This window comes from Hornefia butyriciproducens (assembly GCF_009695915.1).
Lineage (GTDB): Bacteria > Bacillota > Clostridia > Peptostreptococcales > Anaerovoracaceae > Aminicella > Aminicella butyriciproducens.
This window is the reverse complement of the sequence record NZ_VUMZ01000001.1, coordinates 407,874-422,539: the sequence shown is the minus strand read 5'-3', so window position 1 is coordinate 422,539 and position 14,666 is coordinate 407,874. Positions and strand designations below refer to the sequence as shown.

Sequence of the window (14,666 nt, the reverse complement as noted above, 5' to 3'; positions counted from 1 at the left end):
TCGACCTCGCCGCAAGTGGGTGGTTCCCGCGTGAGCGGGGGTGATCCTATACTTTACACTCCCGATAAGCAAGCCGATCAGTGGTTCCCGCGTGAGCGGGGGTGATCCTTCCGCACCTCCGGCGGCTTTTCTCAGTGCCGCGTGGTTCCCGCGTGAGCGGGGGTGATCCTTGTCACATTTTTCGCACTCACAATTACCCCAAGTGGTTCCCGCGTGAGCGGGGGTGATCCTAGAGGGAACAGCAATGAAGCGACCGAGAAGAAGTGGTTCCCGCGTGAGCGGGGGTGATCCTCTCCTGGAGGGATACGCGCCGATCGAGATCGCGTGGTTCCCGCGTGAGCGGGGGTGATCCCACGATCGTCTGATCGTTGACATACTCGATCGTGTGGTTCCCGCGTGAGCGGGGGTGATCCCGGCTTTGCGATGATTATCGATGTAACCGCGGAGTGGTTCCCGCGTGAGCGGGGGTGATCCCTGCTGGCATATCGGGAAGAATCGTCCGGAGAAGTGGTTCCCGCGTGAGCGGGGGTGATCCCGACGGAGCTCAGCGTGAGAGGCTCTTCGAGTGGTGGTTCCCGCGTGAGCGGGGGTGATCCCAAGCGCGGCCACCGTGCGCTTCGGCAGCCGCTGTGGTTCCCGCGTGAGCGGGGGTGATCCTTACGCATCGCTCAACGCATCGACAATCGTAGTGTGGTTCCCGCGTGAGCGGGGGTGATCCTATCCGTTGATGCAATTAGAGGGCGATACACTTGTGGTTCCCGCGTGAGCGGGGGTGATCCTGGGTATTTCCTGATTCGTCCGGATACGCGGTAGTGGTTCCCGCGTGAGCGGGGGTGATCCCCGCAGTCTGTAACGATGGTTAATCCGGTTTTTGTGGTTCCCGCGTGAGCGGGGGTGATCCCGATATGCAATTGGCTCGTAAATTGATAAAAGCGTGGTTCCCGCGTGAGCGGGGGTGATCCTATGATTCATCAATCTCAAGCGGCACTGAGGTTGTGGTTCCCGCGTGAGCGGGGGTGATCCTAGTACAAGTCTACAGCATATGGGAGCAAAGCGGTGGTTCCCGCGTGAGCGGGGGTGATCCCGATGGTGTTAATACAAAGAAGGTTGGTTTTACGTGGTTCCCGCGTGAGCGGGGGTGATCCCAAAATAGATGTTCCAGAATGTGGCAGATTCCGGTGGTTCCCGCGTGAGCGGGGGTGATCCCTAAAATCGCAGAAAACACGATCGATTATGTCAGTGGTTCCCGCGTGAGCGGGGGTGATCCCGCCGTGGGCGGAATCGTGAAAAGAATCAAAGGGTGGTTCCCGCGTGAGCGGGGGTGATCCTTGTTTTGTATCAAAAAAAATACATAAAATTCAGTGGTTCCCGCGTGAGCGGGGGTGATCCTCAAAGCGATTCCGCAGGTGATCAAGTCCAGTCGTGGTTCCCGCGTGAGCGGGGGTGATCCCTTGAAGTCAAAGAATCCGATAGCGACGAAGATGTGGTTCCCGCGTGAGCGGGGGTGATCCTATATCGAGATGGCATTGGAGAAACCACGGAATGTGGTTCCCGCGTGAGCGGGGGTGATCCGCATTTCCCCATCGTCCATTTTTTCCCGCACCAGTGGTTCCCGCGTGAGCGGGGGTGATCCTGGCCATCACGCGAAGAGAATGCGTCCAGATAGGTGGTTCCCGCGTGAGCGGGGGTGATCCTCAAAGCGATTGATTCTTCAGATGATCGCAGAGGTGGTTCCCGCGTGAGCGGGGGTGATCCCTGCGGAAGCCGCGCCTTTAATTCCTCCGCCGTGTGGTTCCCGCGTGAGCGGGGGTGATCCCCGTTGATAGCTCTCATGTCGTCTTTGACTCTCGTGGTTCCCGCGTGAGCGGGGGTGATCCTGGACGCCGGAGAAAGTCAGAAGCAGGCGGTCAGTGGTTCCCGCGTGAGCGGGGGTGATCCCGATCGAGAGAGCCAAGAAAGGGAAGCGCTACCGTGGTTCCCGCGTGAGCGGGGGTGATCCCTAAATTTTACAGAGGCGTGATTTTGATCAAAAAGTGGTTCCCGCGTGAGCGGGGGTGATCCCAGCATGGACGGGTCTGTCGGATCAAGCGACAGGTGGTTCCCGCGTGAGCGGGGGTGATCCTGCAAGGATCATGGGCACCTTGTGCCCATCGAGGTGGTTCCCGCGTGAGCGGGGGTGATCCCAATTGTCTGCGCATCCGGCACTTCGGAAGTCGGTGGTTCCCGCGTGAGCGGGGGTGATCCTTCCGCAGCAGACCGCAAATGTTTTCTCTCCCAGTGGTTCCCGCGTGAGCGGGGGTGATCCTAACAACAGGAATATGATCTCATGCGTCAAGTGGTGGTTCCCGCGTGAGCGGGGGTGATCCCCACTTGCGGTTACGTCCAGCCCCTCAGCGTGAGTGGTTCCCGCGTGAGCGGGGGTGATCCTCCGCCTGGGCGGTGCCAGCATCGCCTACCGGCGTGGTTCCCGCGTGAGCGGGGGTGATCCCAATCAGGGATATACGAAAAGGCTTGTGTTGATGTGGTTCCCGCGTGAGCGGGGGTGATCCCGCTGGGATTTTGAAGAATGGCATGGGCGGACGGTGGTTCCCGCGTGAGCGGGGGTGATCCTCAGCCGGGAAATGTCTGTGCAAAGCTGGAAGGGTGGTTCCCGCGTGAGCGGGGGTGATCCTTATGCATGTAATGTTCTACGTAGTCTGCAGGAGTGGTTCCCGCGTGAGCGGGGGTGATCCTCGCTCTGAGTCGGTTTCTCCGTTGGCAGTATGGTGGTTCCCGCGTGAGCGGGGGTGATCCCGTGCATCCCGGAGCCGATACGGGAGTTTGTGCGTGGTTCCCGCGTGAGCGGGGGTGATCCCGGCACCAAAACGACTTGTAGTTGGCTGGATTTGTGGTTCCCGCGTGAGCGGGGGTGATCCTGCATTTTGCTGCCCAGTTGGCCAAAGTGGTGTGTGGTTCCCGCGTGAGCGGGGGTGATCCCGGCTGGCGCAGGGCGTCAAGGAAGACGATAAAGTGGTTCCCGCGTGAGCGGGGGTGATCCTAGATCGCGCCCTCATCGGCAGAAAGCATCAGCGTGGTTCCCGCGTGAGCGGGGGTGATCCTCGGATGTTCTTCCATGAAGTCGATCCCTTTTTGTGGTTCCCGCGTGAGCGGGGGTGATCCTGAAAGAAGAAAGACTTGACAATGACGAAGAAAGTGGTTCCCGCGTGAGCGGGGGTGATCCTCAGCTAAAATTTTTATGTATTTTTTTTAGTACGTGGTTCCCGCGTGAGCGGGGGTGATCCTTACACACAGATTTGCGATTTCTGGTGGTTTTAGTGGTTCCCGCGTGAGCGGGGGTGATCCTGAGATTTTAGATGCGCTTGATGTAGATTATATGTGGTTCCCGCGTGAGCGGGGGTGATCCTATGATTCGTCAATATCCAGCGGCACGGAGGTTGTGGTTCCCGCGTGAGCGGGGGTGATCCCAGTGCGGACTGCACATCGTCACAAATCAGGGCGTGGTTCCCGCGTGAGCGGGGGTGATCCTGGCACTATCATGCCGCCGCTGGCTCTCTCGACGTGGTTCCCGCGTGAGCGGGGGTGATCCCGATTGACGCTAAAGACACAGCGATTGTATATCGTGGTTCCCGCGTGAGCGGGGGTGATCCTCCCAGCGTTCCTGTTTTTCCCTCGATATTCTGGTGGTTCCCGCGTGAGCGGGGGTGATCCTAGACAGGCCGGCATGAGTCATACGCAGATCAAGTGGTTCCCGCGTGAGCGGGGGTGATCCCAGCGACGGCGCTGAACTGGAGCTGGACGTGGCGTGGTTCCCGCGTGAGCGGGGGTGATCCCCATCGCCGGCCGGATTATCCACCGTCGGGTGAGTGGTTCCCGCGTGAGCGGGGGTGATCCCCCCCGGAGCAAAAATGGCACCCTACGGAGAAAGTGGTTCCCGCGTGAGCGGGGGTGATCCCAAACCGGTGTTTGAGATGACCGGACGGATGTCGTGGTTCCCGCGTGAGCGGGGGTGATCCCGACGCTTCCGGCGAATGCGTATGCGGCGCTGGGTGGTTCCCGCGTGAGCGGGGGTGATCCTAGAGGAGGGAGAAGATGGACAGGCAGGCACTAGTGGTTCCCGCGTGAGCGGGGGTGATCCTAAGACGATTCCGGAAATAAACGCCAAATATATGTGGTTCCCGCGTGAGCGGGGGTGATCCCCCACATGAGGTTGCCCATGTCACGATTAATGAGTGGTTCCCGCGTGAGCGGGGGTGATCCTGTTCCATCCGGAATATCCTACTTGCGGCAAGGGTGGTTCCCGCGTGAGCGGGGGTGATCCCCATACAACAAACACATCATCAGCGGAAATGGCGTGGTTCCCGCGTGAGCGGGGGTGATCCCAGACTGGGATGGCTGACCTCGAGCCTACACAGGTGGTTCCCGCGTGAGCGGGGGTGATCCCAGATCTTCCGCGACCATATTCTTCCGGAGTTCGTGGTTCCCGCGTGAGCGGGGGTGATCCCAGAGATTCGTCGAACGGCTCTCTGATATTTTCGTGGTTCCCGCGTGAGCGGGGGTGATCCCGTATGATATTATATAAGTACAGTAAAGAGAGAGTGGTTCCCGCGTGAGCGGGGGTGATCCCGGATTCATCATCATATCGTGGTCAACTCACAGGTGGTTCCCGCGTGAGCGGGGGTGATCCTGGGAGCGAATACAAGGCCGCTTCCTGCTTGCAGTGGTTCCCGCGTGAGCGGGGGTGATCCCGAGCTGGGCGAGATTTTCGACGCATTGAGTAAGTGGTTCCCGCGTGAGCGGGGGTGATCCTCGTGGGACGCAATCTGCGGCAAACGGCGATTCGTGGTTCCCGCGTGAGCGGGGGTGATCCCGTAAGCGATCTGCTGGGCGCGGATCAGCGCCGGTGGTTCCCGCGTGAGCGGGGGTGTGGAATTGTCAATATTTGTGCAGTCTTTAAACCCACAAAATTACGTAGCTTCTGCTAACGATTGTTCCAGACGTCTCCTGTAAGCTGCCGGCGGGAGACCATCCGGATTTGAAGTGTATATCCTTATCCGGTTATAGTAGATAAAGACATACCTGAAGATGATTGTTTTAACTTCTTCCATCTTCATCTTGTATGTTGGAATCCTGTAGAGGAGCTTCTTCTTGAGAGTAGCAAAGAAGCTTTCCATCCTGGCGTTATCAAAGCAATGGTTAACGCCGCTGAGGCTCTGCAGAACACCGGCATTATTGAGTTCTTCACGGAATGCTTCACTTGTATACTGGCTTCCGCGATCTGAATGGAGTATGGCTCCGTTCAAAGGAAACCTTTTGGCTGCTGCGTTGAATGTATCAATGCACAGTTCCTTGAACATATTGCCTCGCATTACCAGAGAAAGTATTTCTCCGTTGAAGCAATCCATTATTGGAGATATGTATAGTTTGCCGTCACGGCATGCTATCTGAGATATATCGGTAAGCAACTTCTGATACGGCTGATCTGACCTGAAATCCTGTTTGATCAGGTTTCCCTTCTCCTGTATTTCAGTAGTTGCCCTGGTTAAGCCTTTCGGACGGCGCTTACGTTCATGGAGCCAACCATTTTTCTTCATGATTCTGGCTGTCCTGCGCTTACCAGCCCTGTAACCGCGATTTCCAAGTGCTATCTGCATTCGATCCACACCATAGTTATCGTTATATATATTCTCATCGAGTATTTCCTGCATAACTGCCGAAAGAACAGCGTCCTTGCCGGGCTTACCGAGATTCCTTTTGAAGCTGTAATAACCGGTCTCGCTCACGTTCAGGACATTGCACATAACGCTTACAGGCCATCTGCTGCTGTATTCACGAATGAACTCAAAGCGTTTCCGAGCGCTCACTTCTTCCGGCTTTGTGCGAAAAAACCAAGGGCCTCCTTGAGTATATCGTTAGCTTGCCTAGTTTCCCGAAGCTCCGCTTCGAGTTCTTTAATGCGACGATCCTTCTCGCTGAGCGGTATCATTTTGTTACCACTGCCAACGAAAGATTCTTTGCCGTGAGCCTTGCGCTGGCGACGCCAGTCGGCAAGCGTGTAATACTTGATGCCGAGTTGCTCCGCAGCTGCCTTGACGCCGATTTCATCGGCCAGTTCAAGGGCCCGCAGTTTGAATTCCTTATCGTATTTCATGTCTCCACCTTCCCTGATGATATATTATCATCTTTTTGTGGATTTAACGACTGCATTTAAACGGTACTACTCCAGCCTGTATTCCAGGTTCACATATTGTCCGACAAGTGCATTCAGGCTTTCAAGTTTTGGCATTCCTTCGATATGAAAAGCGTTGATCTCTTCAATCAGTTCATGCTTAAACTCATCAAATTTTCTGCCATCTCCGAGTTCCTCGTACATCTTCCAGTAATCTAGTTTTGGCAGGGTTTCTCTCAAGTATGCCCGCGCCTGTTCCTCGGTGAATTCCTCATTCACCATGTTACGGACGCATACCTCAATCAATTCATCCATATCACTGTAGGTACAGGTGCCGTTTGTATAACACCAGATTGATAGCTGACCGACTAGGGTAATGTGGTCAGAATGTCGATCAGATTTAGAGTGAATGGCGGCGGGAGCCTTGTTTTTTTGCTTCGCTATCGATTGTGATGCCGGATTTGAGGTCTACGGTGATGCGGTCAGCGGGGGGCGGTGATCTTATCAATCAGGCGGCTGACCAGCGTTTGAGCTTGTCAATTGCTACCTTCAAATCCTGCTGTATTGACAGGATATTAGTAAGATCTATATAGCTCGCCCCTGCATTTCCTTGATTGACACGGATTAACATTGCATCTGGATTTGCAGCCGCAATCCTCTCAAAGGGATAACGAATGATTCCGGGGGTATTGAATCCTACACCAAGCTCCAATAGAACAGGTTTATGAGCCATTGCCTGCTCTAAGAATTCTTGGTAGGCAGTGCTTCTTTCATGCCACGTCTCATCCTCAACAAAGGTATTATCCATTCGAAGGTGCATGGACATTGGCTTTCCACAGACTGGACAACGGGGAAGCAGGTCGGAGGGGATGCGAAAGCCATGGGTAGTCTCCACCATGCGCTTTACGGCATCCTCGTTTCTGTACACTTTTTGATGGCATGGAATCGAGCATTGGAATTCACTAAGATCGCCTTGTACTTGGAATACGCGATCCTCGGGAAAACCGGAAAGCACAAACTGGTTGTCGCAGTTTGTCGAGATCACGAAATACGACTTGTCTTTTACGAGTGCCAGCAGATCGCGGTACAGAGGTGTCCCTCCCACTTTATAGCGGCTGAGCCAGATATGCCGCGCCCAGAATGCCCAGCGTTCCTCTTCAGTTGGAAAAGGATAAAACCCTCCGCTATATAAATCCTGTATGCCATACTTCTGCTGATAATCCCGGAATTGTTCGTGAAATAGGCGGCCCCCCATTTCAATACCTGAGGCTTCTGATAAGCCGGCCCCGGCACCGATAATCACATGCGTGGCATCTGCGATTGTCTTCACGGCTTTTCCAAATAAAAATTGTTCACTCATAAGTACCAGCCTTATTCAATCTCGCAGTGAAATTGGAACTCTGTCTGTTTCGGAGGAGTAACGCCAAAGTCCTGATAGTTGCCATAGCCTTCGTAGACTTGAAAGACATCAATGATCCTGCGCTTTTCCTTTTGCTCATCCGGATACAGTTTTTTCATATAGGGATTCGCATCGATCAGTTCATCCACACGGGCTTTGCCGATGTTGCGCACTCTTCCCTGTATCGTAATCATCTTTGCGTGAAAAAAGTCACCTTCCGTTTTTCCGCAAATGGAAATATAGTCGCTGCCGTTCAGCAGGTGATACAGCTTTCGACCATTGTCGGAGGTCATAAAGTAAACAGCGTCCTCCTCTGCAAACATGACATCCAGAAATGCACTGGATGGATGCCCTTCGGAGTCGATCATTCCAACAACGACAGAATGAATCTCGCTGTACAGAATTGATAAAATCTTTGAAGTGTCCATCCTTGCTGCCTCTTCTTACAGCGAATACGATACAGGCGCTTCAGTGAAAGAATAAACCGTACCCTTACCGCTTACGAATTTGAAAACGGTCATTAGGTTGTCATCCACCGTGTACATTTTGCTCAGGGAAGCAGTGTTGGCATCCATCATGGCTACGCGTGCTTCGCGCCGGGTATCTTCTTCAACCACACCGCTAACGCGGATCCAGGTACCTTTGTACATACCGCAAATTGCCACATTGGGATTGGCCTTCATCTGCTTATAGACTTCCTTCTGATTGTTGGTGACGAAATACAGTTTACCTTCAAATTCGCATACCGCGCCAAAGGGACGAACCTGTGGTTTGTCACCATCCACGGTAGCCAGATAAAATGTGCCGCAGTTCTTCAGATATTCATAGATTTCCTTCATGATAAAACCATCCTTTCAGTTTGTGTTGTATTTTGAACTTGCACGTGATATTATATCCATGTAGGAGATTTTTCACAAGTACGATATTTTATGATACTGGTATCCTCAATGATACCTATGGAGGTCATATGGAAAAAAAGCAGCTGTTTGGCCTATGTCCCTACGTCACTTCTCAAAAGGTGCTGACAGGGAAATGGTCTATGTACATTATGTATCTTTTAAAAGATGCGCCGGTGCGCTTTAACGAGCTTCAGCGCCGAATGCCGGAGAATATGACACATACCACTTTATCGCGTCAGCTCAAGGCGTTGGAAAAGGACGATTTGATCGTGCGCCGGGTATATTCTGAAATACCACCTAAAGTTGAGTACGAACTGAGTGAGATTGGCCATAAATTTGAGAAGGTGCTTGCCGAACTTGAAGTGTGGGGAAATGAATACATCGAGTATTTGAAAAAACGCGACAAGGAAAATCCTGTTTTGGATGATCGAGAAGGCTATTAAGATAACATAGGGTTGAGTTAGTGATTTGGATAACAGTGGGTCGTGATTGCGATTTAGATGTCAGGGTGACAAATTGGAGGTTAGGCATATAAATGTGCATATTCCGCAGGAGATACGGTAAAACGCCTTCTTTGAAGTTGCGCTTTGAGAGATTCGGTTTCGGGTAGATCGGGTAAATGCCCATCTCCTGCATATAGCTGCGGACGAGTTTGCGGCTTACGTCGTAGCCTTTGTCTCTGAGCTTCTTGACGATCTTGCGCTGGCTCATGTATGGATGCTTTGTATGGATCTTGTCGATCTCAGCCATGATCCGCTCTTTGAGTTCTACAGCTTCAGGATCGAGGCAGGCCGGCTTATAGTAATATGTTGATCTGCTGATTCCGAGCAGCTCGCACTGGCGTGTGATCGGAAGTTCAGCGTTTGGATTTATCTTGTGCTGGAACTGGGTACCCGTTTCGGCGAAACACCTCCTGGAGAAAATCGCGCTCCATCGTTAGCTGACCTATGGCCTTCAGCATCTGGTCTCGTTCCTGCTCCAGTTCAGCTCCATTTCTGCGGATCTCTTTCTCAGACTGACGCTCGTTGAATACGCGGTTGGCATTCTTGATGAACTCAGCCTTCCGGGTTCTGACCATGTTAGGATTCAGATTATTCTCGGCAGCTATCTCGCCGAGCTCGCGGTCGCCCTCGAGCACTGCGAGAACGATCTTGGCCTTGAATTCAGGGGTGTACTTGTTCTCTGATGGTTATCGTCCTGTCCGGAATCATGGGACTGAATGCACCGGCGATTCTGGCAGTCGGAGCTTCGTTTGCGAAGCCGCTGGGGAAACAGCATGGTATATCTCCGTACCGGATGGCCAATCTGATGGACGCTCAGTCTAATACGCTGGCATACTGTCTGCCCTGGTCTCCGGCGATGATATATACGCTGAGTTTCGCCAAGGATTCCGGAGCGCCTCTCACGGGAATTGAAGTAACGCCAATGGTCATATACTGCTTCGCGATGTTTATCGTGATGTGTATTTCCATTATGGCGAAGATCGGAAGAAGGGATCTGATGGATCAGCTGACGCCGGAAATGAGAGCGGAATATGATCATGAGGATCGCGTCGGTGAAATCGTCCAGTAATCAATCAAAACATGGGCGGGGAACTGTATTAAATCGCGTATGAATTCCAGCCCTGCGGAATATTTTGTGGAAACAAAGGAAACAGAAGTCAGAGACATCGCCTCTGGCTTCTGTTTTTTGATAAACTGCCTAACTGCACCGGGTGCGGCAGGTCTTTTTCTTTTATACGGATTTATGATTCGTAGTGCGCCGTGCGGCCGATGATGGTGTCCTGGGCTCCTTTGTCCAGTTCGGTGAAGTAGGCCATGTATCCGGCGACGCGAACCATCAGTCCTTTATGGTGCTCCGGATGAATCTGCGCGTCCCTGAGCGTTTTGTTGTCTACGACGTTGATCTGGATATGCTCACCGCCATGTTTGAAATAGGTCTTGATGACTCCTTCGATTGCGGCGAGGCCTTTTTCGCCTTCGACTCCTTTAGGATCGAAACGGAGATTGAACAAAGCACCGTCATGGAAGGCCTCCTGCCCCATAGAGGCAACGGATTTCACGGTTGCGGTCGGCCCGCTGGTGTCTCTTCCCATCATTGGAGAGGAATTGTCGCAGAACGGTTCACCGGCGAGTCGTCCGTCCGGAGTAGCGCCTGTGACCATGCCGTGTGAAACATTCACCGTCTGGGAGTGGACATTGAAGGAATACGTTCCGCCGCGGGCATCCTTCCAGGTCTGTACTTCGTCGGCGATAAAGTGCATCATCTCCCGGTAGATCCCGTCAACATGGGGTTTATCGTTTCCGTATTTTTCAGGCTTGTTGAGCAGTAGCTGGCGCATTCGCTCTTCGCCTTCGAAATTGTTGTCGAGAGCATTGATCAGCTGATCCATTGTGATGTCTTTGTCCCTGTAAACACATTCCTCGATGGCCTCGAGCGAGTCTGCCATATTTGCAGCTCCTGTGATATACAGTCCGGCCGTCGAGTATTTGGCACCTCCGTCCTGGACGGATTTCCCGCTTTCTACGCAGCCCTTTGTTACCATTCCGGCGAAGATTACGGGGAAACGAAGCATGTGCATGCTCTGCATGATGTTATAGCCGGTCTGAATTAATCTGTAGTGATGGATGATCTGCTTTTTCAGAGCGTCCTTGAACTCTTCGATATCCTTGAATTCCCGCGGGTCTCCGGTCTGGAGTCCCATGAGTTTTCCGGTGGACGGATCTACTCCGTTATGGAGAACAAATTCCAGCATTTTGCCCATGTTCACATAGCCGGCGTCCGGGGAACCATCTGTTGCTCCGCCTCCCGGACCGGGTTGGATGCAGCCGACGATAGTCCAGTCGCGTGCCTCTTCTAAAGTGCAGCCTTTGCCCAATGCCATTTTCATGGCGGCGTCATCGTTGAAGAATCCGGGGTTGGCCTGTCCGTCCTGAATCATTTCACAGCCCTTGCGGATCAGTGCTTCAGGAGACCCTTCCCAGACTCTTACCGCCATAACAGGCTGAGTGGTCTTTAACTGGTTCGCCACTTCAAGGCAGACGTAGGACAATTCGTTGGTCGCATCTCTGCCGTCAGGCGTCTGACCGCCTACGATCAGAATCTCCCACATAGGATAGCCGGCGAAAGAGGTTGCGTACCATTTGTCTCTGACCTCATATACCTCACAGGACTTCAGATACAGGCACGCCAGCATCTCGAAGGCCTCGTCCTCGGTGATGTTTTTCTCGTCGATGACATCTTTTTTGTAGAAGGGCCACATATATTGATCGAATCTGCCGTAGCCGCAGGCGGTGGTGCAGACTTCGATGTGGAAATACACATGGGCGAACCACACCATCTGAAGGGCCTGCTGGAAAGTCTGAGGCGGATTTTCCGGCACGACTCTGCAGTTTTCAGCTATGGTCAGAAGTTCCTTCTTTCGTTTCGGATCTGCACATTCGGCAGCCTGACGCTCCGCTTCATCGGCCATGCGGTGAGCGTAGGTGATCAGACCGTCGCACTGGATGATACAGGCCTTCCAGAAATCGATTTTCTCCTGATCCTCTTTGCAGGTTCCGGGAGTCTTAGCTATATTTTCGCGGCATTCCTGCATATATCCCTTCAGTCCTGCGGACAGGAGTTTTTCGTGATCACAGGTTGTTTCGCCGGATACGCCGTTGGTAAGTCCGACAGTGATGATGTCGTCTGCCATACATTCCCGGATATGCGGCGGAATAGCATCTTTGGACATATCCTCCATGGACTTTCCTTTCCAGTATGGCAGAGTTTCCAGAATGATTTTTTTGTCCTCCGGAGAGATATCGTACGGATCTTTGGATCGTGTGGAAAATTCGTCAATGTCGCTGATATACCAGGAACTGGACTGGAATTCGGGATGCAGGTTGGCGCCTCTGTATTTGTTGGTCGGGGTGCCGACGATCAGCTCGTCCTCCATGATCAGTGTCGTCATCCGCTCTGCGATATAGCGGACGACTTCCGCACGGAATTCAGGAATAGCGGTTCCTGCGAATTTTTTATAAGCTTCTGTCGCCAGAACAAGACGCTCTGACGTGATACAAGGGCGGGTGTTCCAAAGCTTGTCCCGCATTCTCTGTAATCTCGGGTTTAACATTTCTCTACTCCTTCTTTTGATATTTTACCCCAGCATCATGCCGCCGTCGGCAAGAACGTTGGAGCCGTTTACATAGCTTGCCTCATCAGAACTGAGGAAGTATACGACATTGGCGATTTCCTCAGGTTCAGCAGGTCTTCCCAGCGGTCCGAGGGTTACCTGTGAGTCGCTGAAATTCTTGTAATCCTCTACCGATTTACGGAACATGTTTGTGTTTACCCAGCCCGGGGATACTGAATTGGCCCGGATGCCGAACTGCCCGTATTCATTTGCGACATTCTTTGTCATACCGATGATTGCCCACTTGCTGGAGCCGTATCCGATTTCATAGGTATATCCGGTCATTCCTGAGACAGAGCCGAAGTTGACAATGCTGCCCTTTCCCTGTTTTTTCATGATTGGAAGAACGTGCTCCATCATCAGAAATGTGCCAAACACATTGATCTCATAAATTCTCTTGAAGTTCTCGAAAGTATAATCAATGGTCGGATTGTATTTTCCGATAATCGCGGCGGTGTTTACCAGAGCATCGATCCTTCCCCGGGCATCGAGAATTCCTTCGATGGTGTCCTTCACCTGCTGTTCGACAGAAACATCCAGAGTATGGCAGCGTACACGTGCCGGATCAAGTTTTTTCTTTTCAATAACGGTTTTTAATGCATCCTCATCGATGTCCAGCATCTCTACATCATAGCCGCTGCTGCAGAATTTCTTTACGACTGCGGAGCCAATTCCCCCGGATGCGCCGGTTACAATACATACCTTACGTTCGTCTGTCATATGAAACCTCCCCATTGCTCAGTTCTTGCTACCATTCTAAATTAACAGCAGAACTCAAACAACAATTTAGTTGCTCTAGAAATTGATTTTCTTGTTAAATGTTGGCCGGGCGTTTTACAGTGTCTATGGGCAATCATATTGTCGCGTAAGTTTGTCGCGTAAGTCGCGTACCATGTAAAGCGTGATTGTGCGCCGCGATGATGCTGACAAACAGCCGTCATCGACCATTAATCCCGAAGGAGAACTGATGAGCGGGGAATTATCACAAAGCAATATAATCAATATTAATAGCAATAAAATCATAGATAGAGGATTGACAAAATGTTATCATTTGCATAAATATTTATAAAAAAGGGGAATCATATGCGTAATGAATCAGTACAGGCGCTGGTAGGAGCAATTCAGAAATTCTCCACAGAAGACGGCCCGGGGATCCGCACGACGGTGTTTCTCAAGGGATGTCCGCTGAACTGCAGATGGTGTCATAATCCGGAGCTGATCAATGCGGAGCAGGAGCTCATCCAGCTTCCGAACAGTTGTATCGGCTGCGGCTATTGTATAAAGATTTGTCCAAGGAAGGCCGTTTCCACGGATGAGGACGGGCGGATAAGTATCGATCGTCAGAAATGCGACTGTTGCATGAAGTGCGTAGATGGTTGTTATGCCCAGGCGCTGAAACGTGTTGCGGAACCGATGGCGGCGCAGGAAATATTCCGGCAGGTTCTTCAGGACAAAGATTTCTATGATCAGACCGGAGGCGGCATGACTCTGAGTGGAGGGGAAATCTTATCGAATCCGAAAATCGTTCGGGAGCTGATTATTCTGGCGGAAGAGCACGGAGTCGGCGTCTGTCTGGACACATCGGGATTCGGCGATGGGCAGTTTCTGCTTGAGATGGCCCTGCGGAAGGGCGTGACAGATCTGCTGTTTGATATCAAGTCGATGGATCCTGCCGCGCACAAAGACCTGACGGGACAGAGCAATGATGTGATTCTTGCGAATCTGCAGATGCTGGCTGAATACCCGGAAGTTCGGGATAAAATACAGATTCGTATGCCGCTTATGGCGGGGATTAATGACGGAACTGAGGAAATCGAGGCGGTGACCGCCCTGATGAGGGGTATGGGGCTCCGGAGAGCCACCCTGCTTCCCTATCATGATCTTGGAATCTCCAAGATGAATCGTCTGGGAAGGCAGCAGGAAAGATTCCGTCCTCCATCGGAGGAGAGGCTGGAGGAGATCCGGACTTTTATGGAATCTGAAGGAATTTCGATCGATATATTAGGCAGAGTCTGATTTATCATATGT

12 protein-coding genes, 1 pseudogene and 1 CRISPR repeat array (1 of these 14 only partly in view) are annotated in these 14,666 nt (G+C 52.3%); of the genes and pseudogenes, 3 read left to right on the top strand and 10 right to left on the bottom strand.

The annotated features are described in order from the left end of the window. A CRISPR array of direct repeats spans positions 1 to 4,928; the repeat unit is 28 nt; unit sequence GTGGTTCCCGCGTGAGCGGGGGTGATCC (it extends 957 nt beyond the left edge of the window). Between the two features lie 36 nt (positions 4,929 to 4,964). From FYJ64_RS01890 to FYJ64_RS01865, 6 genes are all read right to left on the bottom strand, one after another. After that, positions 4,965 to 5,861: an IS3 family transposase gene (locus FYJ64_RS01890; protein WP_206045501.1), complete on the bottom strand. Its 897-nt coding sequence runs from the start codon at positions 5,859 to 5,861 to the stop codon at positions 4,965 to 4,967. After that, a complete protein-coding gene (locus FYJ64_RS01885; protein WP_154573551.1) occupies positions 5,858 to 6,148 on the bottom strand; it encodes a transposase in 291 nt (96 codons plus the stop codon). The genes FYJ64_RS01890 and FYJ64_RS01885 overlap by 4 nt, the downstream gene beginning before the upstream one ends. Positions 6,149 to 6,214: 66 nt before the next feature. Continuing rightward, positions 6,215 to 6,520, bottom strand: coding sequence for a zinc ribbon domain-containing protein (locus FYJ64_RS01880; RefSeq protein ID WP_328596977.1), 306 nt, complete (start codon positions 6,518 to 6,520; stop codon positions 6,215 to 6,217). A 154-nt stretch (positions 6,521 to 6,674) separates the two neighbouring features. Further along, complete coding sequence (locus tag FYJ64_RS01875) at positions 6,675 to 7,526, bottom strand: SIR2 family NAD-dependent protein deacylase (protein ID WP_154573549.1); 852 nt, start codon at positions 7,524 to 7,526, stop codon at positions 6,675 to 6,677. 11 nt (positions 7,527 to 7,537) lie between these two features. Continuing rightward, the gene (locus tag FYJ64_RS01870; RefSeq protein ID WP_154573548.1) at positions 7,538 to 7,993 is read right to left on the bottom strand and encodes a hypothetical protein; all 456 of its coding nucleotides are present in this window, start codon (positions 7,991 to 7,993) and stop codon (positions 7,538 to 7,540) included. A 15-nt stretch (positions 7,994 to 8,008) separates the two neighbouring features. Then, positions 8,009 to 8,404 carry a pyridoxamine 5'-phosphate oxidase family protein gene (locus FYJ64_RS01865; RefSeq protein WP_154573547.1) on the bottom strand — a complete coding sequence of 132 codons (396 nt, stop codon included), beginning with the start codon at positions 8,402 to 8,404 and terminating at the stop codon, positions 8,009 to 8,011. 128 nt (positions 8,405 to 8,532) lie between these two features. Here FYJ64_RS01865 and FYJ64_RS01860 point away from each other — a divergent pair, with 128 nt between their 5' ends. Beyond that, entirely contained in the window at positions 8,533 to 8,907 is a 375-nt protein-coding gene (locus FYJ64_RS01860) for a winged helix-turn-helix transcriptional regulator (protein WP_154573546.1), read from the top strand. A 166-nt stretch (positions 8,908 to 9,073) separates the two neighbouring features. Here FYJ64_RS01860 and FYJ64_RS11755 read toward each other — a convergent pair. Beyond that, positions 9,074 to 9,286 (bottom strand): annotated as a pseudogene (locus FYJ64_RS11755) (IS3 family transposase); the annotation flags it as partial. A 34-nt stretch (positions 9,287 to 9,320) separates the two neighbouring features. Next, on the bottom strand, positions 9,321 to 9,602 hold the full coding sequence (locus FYJ64_RS01850; RefSeq protein ID WP_206045500.1) for a hypothetical protein: 282 nt from the start codon (positions 9,600 to 9,602) through the stop codon (positions 9,321 to 9,323). Positions 9,603 to 9,649: 47 nt separating this feature from the next. On the opposite strand from FYJ64_RS01850, the gene FYJ64_RS01845 reads away from it, so the two are divergent. Then, on the top strand, positions 9,650 to 10,036 hold the full coding sequence (locus FYJ64_RS01845; protein WP_206045499.1) for a Na+/H+ antiporter NhaC family protein: 387 nt from the start codon (positions 9,650 to 9,652) through the stop codon (positions 10,034 to 10,036). A 172-nt stretch (positions 10,037 to 10,208) separates the two neighbouring features. Here the strand turns inward: FYJ64_RS01845 and FYJ64_RS01840 are convergent, their stop codons facing one another. Together FYJ64_RS01840 and FYJ64_RS01835 are read right to left on the bottom strand one after the other, a co-directional pair. Next, positions 10,209 to 12,578 carry a glycyl radical protein gene (locus tag FYJ64_RS01840; RefSeq protein WP_154573544.1) on the bottom strand — a complete coding sequence of 790 codons (2,370 nt, stop codon included), beginning with the start codon at positions 12,576 to 12,578 and terminating at the stop codon, positions 10,209 to 10,211. 24 nt (positions 12,579 to 12,602) lie between these two features. After that, a complete protein-coding gene (locus FYJ64_RS01835) occupies positions 12,603 to 13,358 on the bottom strand; it encodes an SDR family NAD(P)-dependent oxidoreductase (RefSeq protein WP_154573543.1) in 756 nt (251 codons plus the stop codon). A 363-nt stretch (positions 13,359 to 13,721) separates the two neighbouring features. Between FYJ64_RS01835 and FYJ64_RS01830 the strand changes: the two genes are divergently transcribed. Then, entirely contained in the window at positions 13,722 to 14,654 is a 933-nt protein-coding gene (locus tag FYJ64_RS01830) for a glycyl-radical enzyme activating protein (protein WP_154573542.1), read from the top strand. Positions 14,655 to 14,666 lie beyond the last annotated feature (12 nt).

Bases quoted from the DNA above. Each gene is read 5' to 3' on its own strand.
- FYJ64_RS01865 (WP_154573547.1), bottom strand. From the start codon at position 8,404: ATGAAGGAAATCTATGAATATCTGAAGAACTGCGGCACATTTTATCTG.
- FYJ64_RS01830 (WP_154573542.1), top strand. From the start codon at position 13,722: ATGCGTAATGAATCAGTACAGGCGCTGGTAGGAGCAATTCAGAAATTC.
- FYJ64_RS01875 (WP_154573549.1), bottom strand. From the start codon at position 7,526: ATGAGTGAACAATTTTTATTTGGAAAAGCCGTGAAGACAATCGCAGAT.
- FYJ64_RS01835 (WP_154573543.1), bottom strand. From the start codon at position 13,358: ATGACAGACGAACGTAAGGTATGTATTGTAACCGGCGCATCCGGGGGA.
- FYJ64_RS01885 (WP_154573551.1), bottom strand. From the start codon at position 6,148: ATGAAATACGATAAGGAATTCAAACTGCGGGCCCTTGAACTGGCCGAT.
- FYJ64_RS01870 (WP_154573548.1), bottom strand. From the start codon at position 7,993: ATGGACACTTCAAAGATTTTATCAATTCTGTACAGCGAGATTCATTCT.
- FYJ64_RS01860 (WP_154573546.1), top strand. From the start codon at position 8,533: ATGGAAAAAAAGCAGCTGTTTGGCCTATGTCCCTACGTCACTTCTCAA.
- FYJ64_RS01845 (WP_206045499.1), top strand. From the start codon at position 9,650: ATGGTTATCGTCCTGTCCGGAATCATGGGACTGAATGCACCGGCGATT.
- FYJ64_RS01840 (WP_154573544.1), bottom strand. From the start codon at position 12,578: ATGTTAAACCCGAGATTACAGAGAATGCGGGACAAGCTTTGGAACACC.